Origin of the sequence: Streptomyces sp. 135 (genome assembly GCF_020026305.1) — a bacterium.
Lineage (GTDB): Bacteria > Actinomycetota > Actinomycetes > Streptomycetales > Streptomycetaceae > Streptomyces.
The window spans coordinates 731725-747149 of sequence record NZ_CP075691.1; the positions used below are offsets into that span (position 1 = coordinate 731725).

The window sequence follows — 15425 nt, forward strand, 5'->3', positions numbered from 1 at the left end:
TCCCCATCGGCGGACGCCCATGAACTTCGCACAGCGCACCATCGACATCGCCCGACAGAACGTCGCCGAAGGCGGTCGGCCCTTCGCGACCGTCATCGTCAAGGACGGCGAGATCCTCGCCGAGTCCCCCAATAAGGTCGCCCAGACCAACGACCCCACCGCCCACGCCGAGATCCTCGCCATCCGCGAAGCGTGCACGAAGCTGGGCACCGAGCACCTGACCGGCACCACCATCTACGTCCTCGCCCACCCCTGCCCGATGTGCCTGGGCTCGCTCTACTACTGCTCCCCGGACGAGGTCGTCTTTCTCACCACCCGCGACGCTTACGAGCCCCACTACGTGGACGACCGCAAATACTTCGGGCTCGACACCTTCTACAGCGAGTTCGCCAAGAACTGGGACGAGCGCCGCCTTCCGATGCGCTACGAGGCACGCGAGGACGCCACCGCCGTCTACAAGTTCTGGCAGCAGCGCAACGGCGGCGAGCGCCGCGTGGCCGGCACCCCCACCGCCTGACCGCGTGTCCGACGTGATCGAGAAGGCTGCCTGGATCCGGCCCACGGTCGTGGCTGTGGCTGTGGCTGCGGGTGACCAGGACCCGGCCCTGGTCACCTCCACCTGTTGGCTCCCCACCCGTTGGTTGGCATGTCCGGCGATGAGAGGATCGCCGCCTGCCCGGATCAGGGCGTTGATGAGGCGGACTGGGGGAGGCGCGCAGTGGGGCTGGGAACAGTGGTCATCACCGGGGCAGCGGGGAACATCGGCTCGGTCGTACGCCGGGCATTGCGCAGCGAGGCTGGCCGCCTCGTCTTGCTCGACCGCACTGTCCTCCAGGTCGAAGCCGCGAATGAGGTGGTCCACACCGTCGACCTTCGGGACGCGGCCTCCGTCGAGGCCGCGCTCGCGGGGGCGGACGCCGTGCTCCATCTGGGCGGCCTGCCGGACGAGGCACCGCTTGAGCAACTCCTGGACGCCAACGTGCTGGGCACCCACCATGTCCTGGAAGCGGCCCGCCGCTCGGCGATTCCGCGGGTCGTGCTGGCCAGCAGCAACCGCGTGACCGGGTTCTATCCCACGGGCCATCGCACCGGCCCGCAGGAGCCGGTGCGCCCCGACGGCCTGTACGGGGTGAGCAAGGCGGCTATCGAGGCCCTGGGGCGGCTGTACGCGGACAAGTTCGGCGTTTCCGTGATCTGCCTGCGTATCGGTAGCTTCGAGGAAGTGCCCACCGAGTCACGCCACCTGGCGACTTGGCTCAGCCCGCGCGATGCCGTCGGCTTCTGCCGCGCCGCGCTTACCGCACCTTTCTCCACTCGCTTTGCCACGGTCTACGCCGTTTCTGCCAACACCCGCCGCTTCTGGGAACTCCCCGCGGAATCCGAACTGGCCTACACACCGGTCGACAACGCCGAAAAACATGCGTCGCATATCACCGACGCCGACATCCCTGCCGGTTCCGAAGCTCCGCAAGGCGGCCCGTACGCCCTGCCCGAGTTCACGTTGAAACACCTCCAGCCCTGACTCGCCCTTGGTCCACCGCTCGGGCGTTGCAGTCAGTCTCCGAAGTGAGAAGCCAGTGCCAACGAGGGGAACTTGAGTTATCCGGTTAGGGCGAGGTTGTGAAGGCGAGCGATGCCGAGCATGGCCTGGTGAACGCCGTCACCCTGGAGACGGCAGTCGCGCAGGATCTTCCAGGTCTTCATGCCGGCGAAGGCGTGCTCGACGCGGGCGCGGCCTGCTTGTGGGACTTGTTGTGTGCGGGCTTCCAGTCCGGGAGTTCCTCGCCCTTCCTGCGCCGATGGGGCGTCACGAGGCCGGTGCCCGGGTAACCGCCGTCCGTGATCGTGGCGGTGTGCCCGACGGCGGCCTAGGCCCCGGATTCCGCCCATCCCTTGCAGTCGGCGCGGTTACCCGGCAGCAGTCGACGGACCACGACGACCAGACGGCTGTCGGCGTCGATGATGCCCTGGCGCTTGGTGCCGTCCACGATGAGCACGGTGTCCATACAGAACCGCTTGCGGGGCCGGAGCGCGAATAGGGGACCGAGATGCCCGATGATGCGGTCGGCCGCGGACCTCGAGACCCCGAACAACGGCGTGAGCTGCCGCATTGTCAGGTTCGTGCGTCAGTACCCGGCGACCAGCAGGACCCGATCCTTCAGCCGTAGTCACCAGGGTCGGCCCTTGCGGGCCGGTCCGCGCCCTCACCCCGCAACGCGGTGATCAGCTTGTCGAACTGCCGCGGCCTCAGTCCGGTGAAGGGCCTTATCCAGAACGGCTCCGACGCCGTGATCACACCAGCCACACCATGATCATCTCACCCGTGACCCGCGGTTACGGGGCAAGCCTTAGGGCGCCACCGAGGCCACCTATAAGGACGTCTGTCGGGCTGGTGGGCTGGCATCGCACGGTGTTGATGGCATAGGTGTAGCCCATGCTGATCGCGGCGTCGGTGACAGCGGCGGTGGCCAGGGCTCGGCCGCCGGAGAGGCCGAGGGCGCCTGTGAAGTCGTCCCGGTCGAAGTCGTCCCGGTGGGTCAGGGCGTAGACCCGCCGATGACGCCGCCGATGCCTGCGCCGATGCACGAGGGGCAGTTGCCGGAGGGGGCGGAGAGATTGGCGGGGTCGTTGTCGGCGTAACCGCCCGCTGGAACCATGCGCCCGGCCTCTCGCAACGAACCCACAACACACCAGGCCAACAAGCCCGCGATACACCAACAAGCCCCTCTCCGAGCGTCAGCCTGCCCGGAGTCCGTCACAGGTGCGGGGTGCGTGCCTCGATCCGGTAGTCGAAGGCGGCGCCACCGACTCCGACCGTGGTCACGCCGCCGTCGACGGTGAGGACAGCCCCGTTGACGTAGGACGCGGCGGGTGACAGCAGCCAGTCGATCGCTTCGGCGACCTCCTTGGGATCACCCGGCCGCCCGGCGGGGTTCAGCCGGTTCGCCTCCTCGTATGCCGCCTCGGCACCGCCCGCCAGCCCCGCCTCCGCCGCGAACCGTTCCATCCGCTGGTCGGCCATCTCCGTACGCACCCAGCCCGGGCACACCGTGTTGGCCCGCAGCCCCTGCGGCCCGTAGTCGACGGCCAGGGAACGGCACAGGTGGAGCAAGGCCGCCTTGGACGTCGCGTAGGCGGCGTTACCGGCGCTGTTGCGGAGCGCGGCGACCGAGGCGACCGCCACCACCGCGCCGCGGCTCTCCAGCAGATGCGGTAGCGCGGCACGGAGCAGGAGGAACGGGCCGGTGAGGTTGGTCCGTATCAGCTCTTCCCAGTCCTCGACCTCGGTGTCGCCGACCGCGCCGCCTCGCCCGATTCCGGCGTTGAGCACTATGCCGTCGAGTCTCCCGTAGGCCTTCACCGTCGTCGCGACGAGTTCGCGCACGGCCTCGGGATCCGCGACGTCGGCAGGGTGGGCCAGCGCTCCGGTCTCGGCAGCGACTTGCTGCAGCGGCTGCGGTCTTCTGCCGGCGATCACGACATCGTGTCCGGCGGCCCGCAGCAACCGGGCCGTCGCGGCACCGATGCCCGTCCCGCCGCCAGTGACGACAACAACCCGCCCACCAGTCATGGACGTTGAGCTCCTCCCCCATCGACAACGCGCGGTTCGATCATAGGCGGCACCGTCGAGTCCGGATGGCTCTCGCTCGTGTTCGAACATGTCAACGGCTGGTTGTGTCGCTGACGATGGCGCGGCGGTTGATGGTGCGGGACTGTCGTGTTCGGGGGAGCCGGCGGCTGGAAGTTGCCGTACTGGCCCTGGACCGCGACGACGGCTTGTTCGGAGGTCAGTCGGCCGCCCCGGTCGTGGGCGGTCCGGTACGCGTCCTCGTCGAGGTGGCTGCGTACGGCCGCCGTGACGCGGTCGACGCCGCCGCGTACGGCCGACGGCAGCGGCATGCCGACCGAGGTACGGGCCGCGTGCGCCGCGCCCAGCAGCAGGGCCGCGTTCTGTGGCCGGCCCGCGAGGGAGTGCGCTCCCGCCAGTCCCTCCAGCGCGAGCGCGAGCGCCCGCACGTCACCGGTGTTGCGCGCGGACTCCCAGCCCTCCAGGTGGAGGCGCAGCGCCTCGTCCGCTTCGCCGCGCTGTTCCGCCACGAAGCCCAGTTCGGTCAGAACCAGAGCGCGGCCGGGTTCGAAAAACATCGCGGTCTGCCACTCCAGCGCGTGCCGCATGTGCGCCTCGGCCCCGTCGAGCCGGCCCTCGCGGCGGGCGCCGAGCCCCAGCCCGATCTCCGCGTGGAGCTCCCCCGGCTTGAAGCTGTGCTCCGCCGGGAGGCGCAGCGCCCGCTGGTGGAATTCGCACGCCCGCTCGTGGTCGCCGGTCGGCATGGCCGTGCTGCCGAGGCCGGTCAGCCGGTCGGCGGCCTCCGGCCAGAGCCCGAGGTTCTCCGCCATCCGCAGCCCTTCCTCGTGAAAGCCGACAGCACGCTCGTAGTCACCTGCCATCTCTGCCAGCGAGGCCAGCGGCTCGATGGTCTGCAACGTGCCCATCCGTCAGCCCAGTTGGGTGAAGAGTTCGGCCCTGCGGTGGCCGTCGCTCGCCGGCCGGTCCAGGTCGCCGCGGGCATGGGCCTGGTTGGCCCGTACGCTCAGCGCCGCCGCGACGCTCCAGTCGTCGCCGAGCGCCCCGTAACCTTCCAGCGCGCGCTCGATGAGGGCCTCGCTGGTGGCCTGGTGGCCCACGCCGAAGAGGGCGAACCCGACGAACGACTGGGCCCTGGCACGCTCCCTCGGACCCGTGATGTCGTGGGAGAGTTCGCGGACGCCCTTCCCGTGCCGCAGGCGTTCCGCGTCGTCGCCGACGAGCACGGCGAACCCGGCCCGCCAGGCCCGAGCCTGAGCCCTCAGGGACGCTGTCGGCACCACACCGTCCGGCACCGCGGTCTTCTCCCCGGAGCCTTTGCGGCGAGCACCGCCGCCAGGGACCGGTCCGCCTCCCGCAGTCTGCCCCGCAGGAACCAGTACCAGGTGAGCGCGTTGGCCAGGCGGAGGCGGTCCTCGACACTGCCGTGCCGGCCGGTGTCCTCCAGTACCCGGCGGAAGTTGGCGCCGTTCTCGTCCAGGCGCCGCAGGCGGCGCCGCTGGTCGGGGCCGTGCAGCATCGGCGCGGTGTGCTCGGCCAGTTCGGTGTAGTAGCGGCGGTGGCGGCGGTGCACGACGTCGCTCTCGCCCGCCTCGTCCAGCCGGGCCAGCCCGTACTCCGCGACGGATTCCAGGAGCCGGTAGCGGGGCTCGTCACCGCCGTCCGCCCTGACGACCATCGAGCGGTCCACCAGCCGGGCCAGCAGGTCCAGGACGTCGTCACGCTCGACTCCCGGTCCGGCGCAGACGGCTTCCGCCGCTTGCAGGGTGCACCCCCGGCGTGCACCGCGAGGCGGCGCAGCACGGTGCGCTCGGACTCGCCCTGCAGGTCCCAGCTCCAGTCGATCATCGCCCGGAGGGGTGCTAGTCAATGATGCGGACCCAGATTTCCTTCGGGTCGAGCCCTTCATCGAGGAGCGGGTCGATCAGGGACTTGCGCGGAGTGACGACGGGCAGGGGACGGCGGCGGGTGAGCTCGTGGTCGGCCGGACGCGGTGCGTCGAGGGCTCGCCGAATCGTGTGTCGGGAGACGCCGTGGCGTTCAGACTCGTCCGGGAATTCTCTACGGCGAGCGTGATCAGCTTCCGCGTCGAGAACCATCCCAGCGGGTGTAGAGAGCACCTGACTGAGGCTCGCAGGGATGCGGCGCTGGAGGGACCATCCCCGCACCTGCAGGGATGGTCCCCAGATCGCCGAGCTCGAGCAACCCGCCGGATGGCTCTGCGACGACCACCGCCCGTAGCCGATTGCACGGGCTGCCCGCGGGAGCGCCCCCTGATCCCGATCGCTCCCACGACTTCCCACTATTGACCGACCCCTCCCGCCCGTGCCAGTGGCTACCAAGATCCGGACCAGTACTGGACCAGCCCCCGGGCCAAAGGCTCACAAAGCATCGTTTTCCCAGGTCAGCCTGGGAGCAGCTGTTGTACCACCAGCAGACGAAGAATCTTCTGGTGTCGTACGCGGCGAAGAAGCTCGGCTTCTTCTCTCCGGCGCGGCGGGCGCATGCGGCCGGATCCACACCGGAATACAACCAGAACGAGATTCCGGCATGCCGGAGATCGTAGGGCCGCTTGGCCAGTCCGCCCTCGCTGCTGGGCAACCCGCGCGGAAGAACCCCGCGACTTGGGCCGGATCGGGAACGGCAGCCGGGTCCACCTCCTCGTTGAACGCCGAGGCATTCCACCTATGCCCGTTCAGGGGGTTTCCGCGAAGTAACCTCTCTCCACAGCGGGGTTGAGTACTTCGCTGAATGCAGCCCTCGGAGCACATCGGCTTCCGAGAGAGCACCGAAGCGCTGACGCCGGCAGACCCGTGTGCTCGTCGAAAGGCTCGCGTATGTCCCAGGAACGGACGTTGCAACTCATCGCCACGTGTCAGAGTCTCTCTCGCATGCGTCCCGCCAGGCTTCCAGATCCGTTCCGCGCAGCACGTCGGTCATATGCGCCGATGGCACAGTCAGCCGACTGGTTGGTCGGCCCCCGCCGCCACGATCAGTCGGGCGGCGTTGGTGACTGAGGAGTCCACGAAGAACTCGGCAATCGGGACTTGCACCGTGAACACGCTCTTGAGGCGGGAAACGAGCCGCAGCGCGGCCAGAGAGTGGAAACCCAGCGCGAAGATGTCCGTCCGCAGGTCGATCGTCGGTACTTTGAGTACCTCACAGTAAATCTTCGCAATCTTGACTTCGAGCTCGCTGCCCTGCGCTTCCTCGGGGACGACACGCTCGCGGCTCTGTAGCGCGAGCAAGGCTGCTTGGTCGACCTTGCCGTGCGAGGTGAGCGGAAACCGTTCGACTACGGAGATGTGAGCCGGAACCAGGTGTGGGGGAAGCTGGGTACGAACGTACGCCGCGACTGTTGCCTCATCGGCGTACGCACCGATCAGGAACGCGATCAGCTCAAGCTCGGTCGCCGGATCAGCCTCGGTGCGCCGAGGCACGACCAGGCTCCGCGCCACGTCCGGATGGCCGTCGAGTACCGATTCGATCTCGGCGAGCTCGACCCGATGGCCGCGCAGTTTGAGCTGGCGGTCCACGCGGCCGAGGAATTCCAGGTCACCTTCGGTGGTCCAGCGGCCTTGGTCGCCGGTGCGATACATACGTGCGCCCGGCTCGGCCGCGAAGGGGTCCGCCAAGAAGCGCTCGGCGGTCTGCTCGGGCCGGTTGAGCAAGCCGTCACTGACGCCGGGGCCGGCCAGGTAGATCTCCCCTGGCACGCCGCGTCCAACCGGTGCGAGCAAAGCGTCGAGCACGTAGACGGCGGCGTGCGGCATGGGGCGTCCGATCGGCAGCGCCTCGCGGTCGAAGTCAGCACCAGGCTGGTAGGTCGTGCTGGTCACCGCCGTTTCGGTGAGCCCATAGACGTTGGTGAGCGGAATCCCGAAGTCCAACCAGCGCTGGTAGACGTCGATCGGCGCGCGTTCGCCGCCGACCAGCACTCGCCGCAAGGTTTGTGGAATGGAGACAACAGCAGGGTCGATCAGGCGCACTACTTCGATCCAGTAGGCGGTGGGGAGCTCACATATGGTGATCTCGCGCTCTCCGAGGAGGTGCAGCAGTTTCTCCGGGCTGGTCCGGCCGAGCACGCCATCGAAGAAGACGACGCAGCCACCGGCCAGCCAGGTGGGGAAGAACTCCTCGACATGTACGTCGAAGGTCATCGCGGCGAGCTGCAGCATCCTGTCTTCCGGGCCCAATTCGAATGTGTCCACCGCGGCACGAGTGAACGCAGTCAGGTTGACATGGGTGACGAGGGTGCCCTTGGGCACTCCCGTCGAGCCGGAGGTGAACGGGACGTACGCGACCTGACGGCCTGGCACAGCGATGTCCTCGAGATCTTCACCGGTCTGGGTCTCGATCGAGGAAACAACCGCCGGATCGTCGAGGGCGAGCACAGGGTGCGCCCCGGCAAAGTCCTCGGCGAGGTCCATGACCGTGAGCACCAAACGGGGCGCGGTCTCGGCGAGGACGTGGGCCTTGCGGCTGCCGGGCGCGTCCGGAGCCACAGGGACGTAGGCCCCGCCCGCCTTCAGCACGGCGAGCACGGCGGACGGCCAGGAGGAGCCTTGGGGCAAGGCGAGCGCCACTCGCTCGCCCGTGCGAAGACCTTGCTGACGCAGATGCCGCGCGAGCCGGTTGGCCTGGCTGTTGAGCTGTGCGTAACTGACCTGAGTACCGTCTTCACGCTCGATCGCCGGCGCATCCGGGCTCTGTCGGACCCGTCGCTCGAACAGCGCGTGCAGGGTAGCCGGCTCGTCCCCCGGCACGGGCCGACCGGTGAGCTCCCGATCGGGCTCGGCGCCGGTCGACGTGCGAAGCGCTCCCAGCGGGAACTCGGGATGGGACACGGCCTCGCCGAGCAGCGCCAGGTAGCTCTCGGCCATTGCCTCGATGGTGCCCGGGTCGAACAGCTCCCTGTCGTATTCGAACTGAAGACTCAGCTCCCCCAGCGCGTCCACAGCGCCGAGACCGAGACGGAGCCGGGCCCCGCCATTGGACAACTCGTACAACTCCGTCACCGCGCAGCCCGGCAGCGTGGCCTCGAACTCCGTGGACTGCTCGAAGGAGTACCCCGTCTGGAAGAGCGGGGTCTCATGCGAGGTGCGGTTGGAGTCGACCCGTTCGACAAGCTCGGTGAAAGGCACGTCTTGCGAGGAGAGCGCGTCGAAAGTGCTCAGCTGGAGTTCGCGGACCAGCGAGGCGAAGGACATGTCCGCGTCCAGCCGCAGTCGCAACGGCATGGTGTTGGCGAACAGCCCGATGAGCGTCTGGTACTCGGGCCGGACCCGGCCGGCCAGAGGCGTTCCGATCAGCAGGTCGTCCTGACGGGTGTAGCGGGCCAGCAGCACGCCCCAGACACCGCCGAGCATCGCGAACGGCGTGACCCCGAGCCGCTTGGCGCAGTCGTAGGCATCGGCCCGGAGCTGCTCTGGCACCACTGTCGTGAACTCGCCCCCCCGATACTCCCGGGACGCTCCTGCACTGTGATCGACCGGCAGCGCAAGGGTCGTCGTCGCACCGTTCAGTTCCCGAGCCCACGCGTCGAGCGCGTCGCCGTACCCGCCGTCCTCGGTGAGGCGCCGCTGTTCGGCCGCGAAGTCGCGGTACTGCAGGGTGAGGTGAGGCAGATCGGGCTCATGGCCCGCGTGCCATGCGGTGTAGAGCGCGGCGAACTCGGTCCAGAACAGACGCAGCGACCAGCCATCCGCAACGATGTGGTGCATGTTGAGGAAAAACGCGTAGGCGTCATCCTCAAGACGTAGCGCAGCAGCCCGCAGCAGCGGGCCGTGCACCAGGTCGAAGGGTTCGCGAGCGGCGGTCTCGACGAACGCACGCCACTCGTCGGGCCGGGAGCGAAAGTCGAACACAGGCAGCTCGAAGGGCTGCGGCGGATCTGTGACGAGGTACAGTTCACCGTTTTCCTCGCCCACCCGGGAGCGCAGCACCTCATGCCGGCGCACGATCTCGGTCACGCAGCGCGCCGCGAGTTCCGTGTCCAACGGGCCACGCAGTCGGATCACGACGGGTATTCCGTAAACGCTGCGGCCCGGGGCGAGTTGTTCGGCAATCCAGATCTGCTCCTGCAGGAGGGAGATCCTCTCGGTCTGTCGGTTGCCCATGGGTGCTCCGGTCGGGTGCGTGGCCTTCGGAGTGGTGGTTGACTCGGTCATCGTGATCCGCTCTTCCTGACAGTCGGCTAGTAACCGAGTTCCGGGTCGACCAGGCCGATCGGCTCGAGGCCGTTCGCCAGTCGACGAATGTTGCGCCGGACCAGGTCGACGAAGGGTCCGAGTGCGTGGTCCAGATCGCCGGCGCAGTGCGCGGTGATCACGCAGGTGGGAAGGGACCACAGCGGGTGCTCCGGAGGAAGCGGCTCGGGGTCGGTGACGTCCAGGCCGGCGCCGGCGATCCACCCGGAGATCAGCGCACGAACGAGGTCATCTGTGATGACGAGCCCGCCGCGCGCCACGTTCACCAGGCACGCGTCCCGACGCATGGACCTGAGTCTGACTGCGTCGATCAGCCCGGCCGTGTCCGCGGTCAGCGGCGCCGCGAGGAAGACCACACGGGCCTCGGGCAGCCATTCGTCGATGCGATCGGGCGTGCCGACCTCGACGCCCGCCATCGGGGCGCCGCTGCGGCACACCACCTTGGGGCGGACCCTGAACGGGCGCAGCAGTGCGAGCAGTGCCCGGGCAACCCCGCCGCCGCCCACCACAAGGACCTCGGCGTTCGTCAGCCCGATGGCGGGGCGCGGCAGCCAGGCACCGGCCCTCACGGAGGCAGTGCCCTGACGCAGCGCGGTCAGCGCGAGCATGAGGGCGTGTTCAGCCACCAGCTCGGACTGGACACCCACGGCCCGGCTCCAGCGGATCCGCCGATCCATGAGCGGCAGGTAGCTTTCGACGCCGCTGCTCGCCAGCTGAACCCAGCGCACCGACGGCGCGCGCTCCAGTGCGGCCGCCAGCACCGAGGGCTGCTCGCCGGTCCAGATCAAGCCCTGAGCTTGGCCCGGCGGAGCCAGTCGAACGCCTGAATGATGCAGCGCTGTCATGAGATCGGCGGGCGCCGGCTGCGGAAGCACTGCCACTGGCAGGTCAGGAAGCATGGTCACCAGCCACTGCCCGGCTTACCCACGGCCGTGACGTCCGCCGTCGCGCCGGCCAGCGCTGCCACTCCACGTACCGAGAACGCGTCGAAGACCTCGCGAGGACCGAGGCTGATGCCCAAGTGTTTGCGGATCCAGCTGATCAGCCGCAACATGAACAGCGAATCCCCACCCAGCTCAAGCAGGTTGTCGAGCACACCGATCTCGTCGAGTCCCAGGAGCTCCGCCGCGGCGGCGCCGATGCGCCGCTCGCTCTCACTTGCCGGCGGCACGAACTCGGTGGCCAGGTCGGGCCGGCGTTTCGGCGGCTGCGGAAGCATCGCGTGGTCGATCTTCCGATGCGTCGTCAGCGGAAACTCGTCCAGCCGGATCAGCGCTGAGGGGATCAGATGGGTCGGCAGCTCGTCGGCGAGGAAGGAACGCAGCTCACCGACGCTCACCGTGTCCCGGTCAGCGGTCACGTAGCCGATCAGACGCTGCTCACCCGACGCGTCCCGACCCGTCGTGACCAAGGCTTGACGCACCGCTGGGTGCCGGTCGAGCGCAGCCTCGATCTCGCCCGGTTCGACGCGATAACCACGCACCTTGACTTGCTGGTCGCTGCGTCCGAGGAATTGCAGCCGACCGTCGGGAAGACGGCGTACCCGATCGCCGGTGCGGTACAACCTGGCGCCCGGAATCCCCGAGTAGCGGTCGGCGACGAACTTCTCCGCGGTGACGTCGGGCCTGCCCAGGTAACCGCGTGCCAGCGAGTCACCACCGATGAGCAGCTCGCCCTCGGTATCCGCGGGAACGAGTTCGAGCCGCTCGTCGACGACGAACATGCGGGTTCCGGTGATGGCATCACCTATGGACAGCACCCCGTCCTTGGGTGTCTGTCCCGGCGGCACGCTCCAGTACGCCGCGGTCGCAGTGGTCTCGGTCGGCCCGTAGACGTGCACCAGCGGAAGGCGAAAGCGGTTCCACTGCTGGACGGCTTCGGGCATGGCGCGGTCTCCGCCCATGACGACCGTGCGCAGTGACGGGGGCAGTGCCCCGCCGGTGTCCACGAGGTGGTGGACCAGCAGGTGCCAGTGCGCGGTCTGCATCTCCAGCAGCGTGACGTCGTGCGCGGTGAGGAAGTCGAGCAGTGCCTCCACCGGGGAGAGCGCGACCCGGTCGGCCGGGAACACGCTTGTTCCGCCCTGCACGAGTGGGGGGAACAGCTCCTCGAGTGAGGCGGAGAACGCGGCGGCGGCCAGCATCAGGTAGCGATCACGCGGCCCCATGCCGAACTCGCCACTCGCGGCGGCTGCGAGATTCGCCAGGCCCAGATGGGTGATCATGACGCCTTTGGGCGCTCCGGTGGAACCTGAGGTGTAGATCACGCAGGCCAGATCGTCCGGCGCGGCTGCGGGGGCGCCCGGGCGGGGAGCCAGGCGCCCTCGGTCCGGCGCAAGCGTCGTGACGGGCAAGCTGGTCGGCCCCTCATGCGCTCCGTCCACGAGGAGAATCTTGATACCGGAGTCCGCCGCGAGGAAACTCTTGCGCTGGTCGGGGTAGTCCGGGTCGATGGGCACGTAGGCCGCTCTCGCACGCAGCACGCCGAGAATCGCGACAAGCAGGTCGACGGAGTGACGCATCATGATGCCGACGCGATCTCCGGGAAGCACTCCCGCCTCCGCCAGGCGCGCCGCCATGTGCTCCGTTTCGGCGGCGAGTTCGGCGTAGGTCAGCGCCCGCTGTGCATCCTCGGTGGCGGGGGCGTGCGGCGTCACCCTCGAGTGCTGCTCGAGCAGGCTCGGGATGAGCTTCGGCGCGTCGTTGCGCGCCGATCGGACGTCGGCGTTCACGCAGCAGGCTCCTCAGAGTTGGACGACATCGACGTCAAGGGGCCTGCGGCGGCAGCAGCCTGTTCTGCCATCAGCTTCAAAACGGGTGTGACGCCACTTCCCGGTAGCACCGGGGCGCCGAGGGCTGCGAACCCCGTCTCGAGTGCGGCCAGCGCGGTGACCAGGTCGAGCGGGTCGACGTGGCCGCAGTGACCGATCCGCACGACGTGGTCGGCCAGTTCTCCGTTGCCGGTGGTCAGCTGGACGCCTGTGTGCTCGACCACCGCATCGACGAGATTCTGCGCGTCCACTCCGGGTGGTGTGAACGCGGCCGTCACGATGCCGTTGCGCGCCACATCTGGGGTCAGCAGCCGGAGTCCGAGGCCGCGCATGCCCGCTCTGGCCATCCGGCCGAGCTCCGCATGCCGCCGTTGGCGCTGCTCCATGCCTTCGGCGAGTACCTGGTCGAGCGCCGCGGACAACTGGAGCAGCACGCCGATCGCCGGCGTCCAGGGGGTACGCGGGATGGAGTGGTTCAGGCTGTCACGCGTGATCGTCCAGTCGAAGTAGTACCGCATATGCCCGGCCTCGGCGTGCCGGCGCCAGGCGCGTTCACTGACCGAGACGAAAGAGACTCCTGGTGGCGCCATCAGCGCCTTCTGAGTCCCGCTGACCACGACGTCCAACCCCCACGCGTCGGCCCGCATTTCGCAGCCGCCGACCCCGGAGGCCGAGTCCACTATCGTCAGCACGTTGCGAGTCGCTCGCCCGAAGGCCTCAAGGTCGGTGACGACGCCTGTGGAGGTCTCGCAGTGCACGACGATCGCCGCGACGATCTGCGAGTCGGCCTCCAGACGGGCTTCGACAACGGCAGGGTCCGGCTCGCAACCCGGCGCGACGTCGAGCACGACGGTCTCGAGGCCGTAAGCGCGGCACAGCTCCACCCAGCGCCTTCCAAAGGCACCGTTGTCCACCACGAGTACCTTTTCCCCTGGGCTGAAGAGGTTTTGCACCGCGCTCTCGAACGCACCGGTGGTGCTGGACGTGAAGACCAGCACGTCCCCCGCGGTACCGAGCACATGCCTGAGCCCGTCGATGATGCGTGTGAATATGCGTGCGAAGTCCACGGTGCGCTCGTCGACCATGGGATGCGTCGCCGCCGCGATGACCGCGGGCGGCAGCGGGGTCGGACCGGGTATGGCCAATCTGTCCTTGTAGATCATCTTCCTGATTCCTTCGTGCCGCGGTGGTCCGGCTTCGTCAAAGGCTCGTCCGCAGTCAAGTACCGCTCAGCCGACCGTCGCCTCACTGCCGCTGTCCGGCACGTGCGGTTTGTTCTGCACCGGTAGCTCTGGTTGCTCAACCCTGGCCAGGGCAAGGGCGAACAGTGCCGTGCCCACCACCGCGACCACAGCACAGCCCACCAGCACCGGGCGCAGGCCGAACAGGATGCCGAGCGGGCCGGCTACGGCGAAGCCGACCGGCTGGGCGATCTCCGAGGCCATCAGATCGAAGGCGGCCACCCGGCCGAGTACCGCGCTCGGTACGGCTCGCTGCATGAGGGTCTGGAAGAACACTCCTTGCAGGCCGATCGCGCAGCCGGAGAGCACTGCGGCACCCGCCACCACCACCGTCGGCACGCCAGAACCGAGGGCCAACGCCTCGAAGACGATCAGCGGTGGCAGCCACGCTATGAAGACCACCGGTTGCTTCGGCTTGATCCGGCTGGAGGTGAACTCCGCGCAGAGCACGCCGAGGGTCATGCAGGTGCCGATGACACCCCAGGCTGCGGGACCGCCCAGATGGGTGTCAGCCACCAACGGGCCGAGGACCGCGAGGGGAGCCAGCAGGACCAGCGAGAACAACGTCCACTGCAAGGTGAGCAGCCAGAGCCAAGGGCGTTTTCGAAACTCCTGCCAGCCTTGCTTCAGCTGCGTGAGGGTCCCGCCTTCGTGATCCGGTTCGACTTCACGCCGGGCGGGGATCTTGGCGAATACGAGACAGAGGGTGATGAGAGCCATCAGCACGCTCTCCACCAGGAAAGCGGCTCCCGAACCGTACGCCGCCACGACGAATCCTGCCGACGCAGGGGCCACCGTCCAAGCCAGCGAGGAAGAAGCGCCGACCAGCGCATTGGCCTCGTCCAGGTCTTCTCTCGCAACGACGTCCGGCATGATCGCCATGCTGGCCGGACCGAACAGCGCGTCAGCGCCGCCATACACGACTGCCAGAGCGAAGAACCAGGCGAGGGTCGCAGTATCCGTGAGGAGCCCTATCGCCAAGGTCGCCGCCGCGACCAGGCGTACGATCGACGAAACGATGAGCAAAGCGGCACGCGGAAAGCGGTCCGCCGCGACGCCGGCAAACAGCGACAAGGCGAGCGAGACCGCCGCCTGAACTCCGAGGACAAGGCCGAGGTCACTCGCAGAACCAGTGGTGTGGAGGATACCGAAGCTCTCCGCGACCGGAAGGAAGCCGTTGGCCATGCTGGAGCCAAGACGGGCGGCCAATAGGCAGGTGAAGTTTCGGTTGGTCAGCAGCCTTCTGCGTTTGCTTCGGCGTCCTTTTTTGTCGGAGACCTCTACATCGCTCATTGCGTCTCTTTCCGCGCGTGCTGGTTTCAGGTCCCGGCACGAGGGCTAGGTGATGGTTTCTTCGGGTCCGGTCGGGGCAGCGGTGCCATACCGAGGAGCCCTCAAGAGGCTGTCGCCTCGACCAGGGACTTGGGCCGCATGTCCGTCCAGTTCCGTTTCACGTACTCAAGGCAGTCCTCTCGCCCGGCTTCGCCGTGCGCTACGGTCCAGCCCTTGGGCACGGTGATGGCGGCGGGCCACAACGAGTGCTGTCCCTCGGCATTGACCAGCACCAGGTACACGCCGTCCTGGTCCTCGAACGGATTCGCCACTGATTTCACTCCCCT

General features: G+C 68.3%; 13 protein-coding genes and 1 pseudogene. 2 read left to right on the top strand and 12 right to left on the bottom strand.

The features are described 5' to 3' along the window. The first annotated feature begins 19 nt into the window (after positions 1-19). Both KKZ08_RS03395 and KKZ08_RS03400 read left to right on the top strand, forming a co-directional pair. Positions 20-517, top strand: a complete 498-nt coding sequence (locus KKZ08_RS03395; protein WP_223773011.1) for a nucleoside deaminase — start codon at positions 20-22, stop codon at positions 515-517. A 129-nt stretch (positions 518-646) separates the two neighbouring features. Continuing rightward, positions 647-1522 carry an NAD(P)-dependent oxidoreductase gene (locus KKZ08_RS03400; protein ID WP_223773012.1) on the top strand — a complete coding sequence of 292 codons (876 nt, stop codon included), beginning with the start codon at positions 647-649 and terminating at the stop codon, positions 1520-1522. A 77-nt stretch (positions 1523-1599) separates the two neighbouring features. On the opposite strand, the pseudogene KKZ08_RS03405 reads toward KKZ08_RS03400, so the two are convergent. The 12 genes and pseudogenes from KKZ08_RS03405 to KKZ08_RS03460 form a co-directional block, all read right to left on the bottom strand. Continuing rightward, positions 1600-2305 (bottom strand): annotated as a pseudogene (locus KKZ08_RS03405) (transposase). A gap of 450 nt (positions 2306-2755) precedes the next feature. Further along, positions 2756-3571, bottom strand: coding sequence for an SDR family oxidoreductase (locus tag KKZ08_RS03410; RefSeq protein ID WP_223773013.1), 816 nt, complete (start codon positions 3569-3571; stop codon positions 2756-2758). Continuing rightward, the gene (locus KKZ08_RS03415; RefSeq protein WP_223773014.1) at positions 3568-4494 is read right to left on the bottom strand and encodes a hypothetical protein; all 927 of its coding nucleotides are present in this window, start codon (positions 4492-4494) and stop codon (positions 3568-3570) included. Before KKZ08_RS03415 ends, KKZ08_RS03410 begins: the two co-directional genes overlap by 4 nt. 3 nt (positions 4495-4497) lie before the next feature. Beyond that, entirely contained in the window at positions 4498-4881 is a 384-nt protein-coding gene (locus KKZ08_RS03420) for a hypothetical protein (protein ID WP_223773015.1), read from the bottom strand. Next, positions 4848-5264 (bottom strand): hypothetical protein, encoded by a 417-nt coding sequence (locus KKZ08_RS03425; RefSeq protein ID WP_223773016.1) that lies wholly within the window; start codon positions 5262-5264, stop codon positions 4848-4850. Before KKZ08_RS03425 ends, KKZ08_RS03420 begins: the two co-directional genes overlap by 34 nt. Positions 5265-5448: 184 nt before the next feature. Further along, on the bottom strand, positions 5449-5685 hold the full coding sequence (locus KKZ08_RS03430) for a hypothetical protein (protein ID WP_223773017.1): 237 nt from the start codon (positions 5683-5685) through the stop codon (positions 5449-5451). An 858-nt stretch (positions 5686-6543) separates the two neighbouring features. Then, a complete protein-coding gene (locus KKZ08_RS03435) occupies positions 6544-9756 on the bottom strand; it encodes a non-ribosomal peptide synthetase (protein WP_223773018.1) in 3213 nt (1070 codons plus the stop codon). A 26-nt stretch (positions 9757-9782) separates the two neighbouring features. Then, the gene (locus KKZ08_RS03440; protein WP_223773019.1) at positions 9783-10583 is read right to left on the bottom strand and encodes an NAD(P)-dependent oxidoreductase; all 801 of its coding nucleotides are present in this window, start codon (positions 10581-10583) and stop codon (positions 9783-9785) included. A 113-nt stretch (positions 10584-10696) separates the two neighbouring features. Then, the gene (locus KKZ08_RS03445; protein ID WP_223773020.1) at positions 10697-12526 is read right to left on the bottom strand and encodes a non-ribosomal peptide synthetase; all 1830 of its coding nucleotides are present in this window, start codon (positions 12524-12526) and stop codon (positions 10697-10699) included. Next, a complete protein-coding gene (locus KKZ08_RS03450) occupies positions 12523-13728 on the bottom strand; it encodes an alanine--glyoxylate aminotransferase family protein (protein WP_223773021.1) in 1206 nt (401 codons plus the stop codon). The genes KKZ08_RS03445 and KKZ08_RS03450 overlap by 4 nt, the downstream gene beginning before the upstream one ends. Before the next feature lie 66 nt (positions 13729-13794). Further along, on the bottom strand, positions 13795-15099 hold the full coding sequence (locus KKZ08_RS03455) for an MFS transporter (RefSeq protein ID WP_223773022.1): 1305 nt from the start codon (positions 15097-15099) through the stop codon (positions 13795-13797). Positions 15100-15200: 101 nt separating this feature from the next. Continuing rightward, complete coding sequence (locus KKZ08_RS03460; protein WP_223773023.1) at positions 15201-15410, bottom strand: MbtH family protein; 210 nt, start codon at positions 15408-15410, stop codon at positions 15201-15203. Positions 15411-15425 lie beyond the last annotated feature (15 nt).

What these genes read in the sequence shown, in the direction of transcription:
- KKZ08_RS03395 (WP_223773011.1), top strand. Translation starts at nt 20, where the DNA reads ATGAACTTCGCACAGCGCACCATCGACATCGCCCGACAGAACGTCGCC.
- KKZ08_RS03400 (WP_223773012.1), top strand. Translation starts at nt 647, where the DNA reads ATGTCCGGCGATGAGAGGATCGCCGCCTGCCCGGATCAGGGCGTTGAT.
- KKZ08_RS03410 (WP_223773013.1), bottom strand. Translation starts at nt 3,571, where the DNA reads ATGACTGGTGGGCGGGTTGTTGTCGTCACTGGCGGCGGGACGGGCATC.
- KKZ08_RS03415 (WP_223773014.1), bottom strand. Translation starts at nt 4,494, where the DNA reads ATGGGCACGTTGCAGACCATCGAGCCGCTGGCCTCGCTGGCAGAGATG.
- KKZ08_RS03425 (WP_223773016.1), bottom strand. Translation starts at nt 5,264, where the DNA reads ATGGTCGTCAGGGCGGACGGCGGTGACGAGCCCCGCTACCGGCTCCTG.
- KKZ08_RS03430 (WP_223773017.1), bottom strand. Translation starts at nt 5,685, where the DNA reads ATGGTTCTCGACGCGGAAGCTGATCACGCTCGCCGTAGAGAATTCCCG.
- KKZ08_RS03435 (WP_223773018.1), bottom strand. Translation starts at nt 9,756, where the DNA reads ATGACCGAGTCAACCACCACTCCGAAGGCCACGCACCCGACCGGAGCA.
- KKZ08_RS03450 (WP_223773021.1), bottom strand. Translation starts at nt 13,728, where the DNA reads ATGATCTACAAGGACAGATTGGCCATACCCGGTCCGACCCCGCTGCCG.
- KKZ08_RS03455 (WP_223773022.1), bottom strand. Translation starts at nt 15,099, where the DNA reads ATGAGCGATGTAGAGGTCTCCGACAAAAAAGGACGCCGAAGCAAACGC.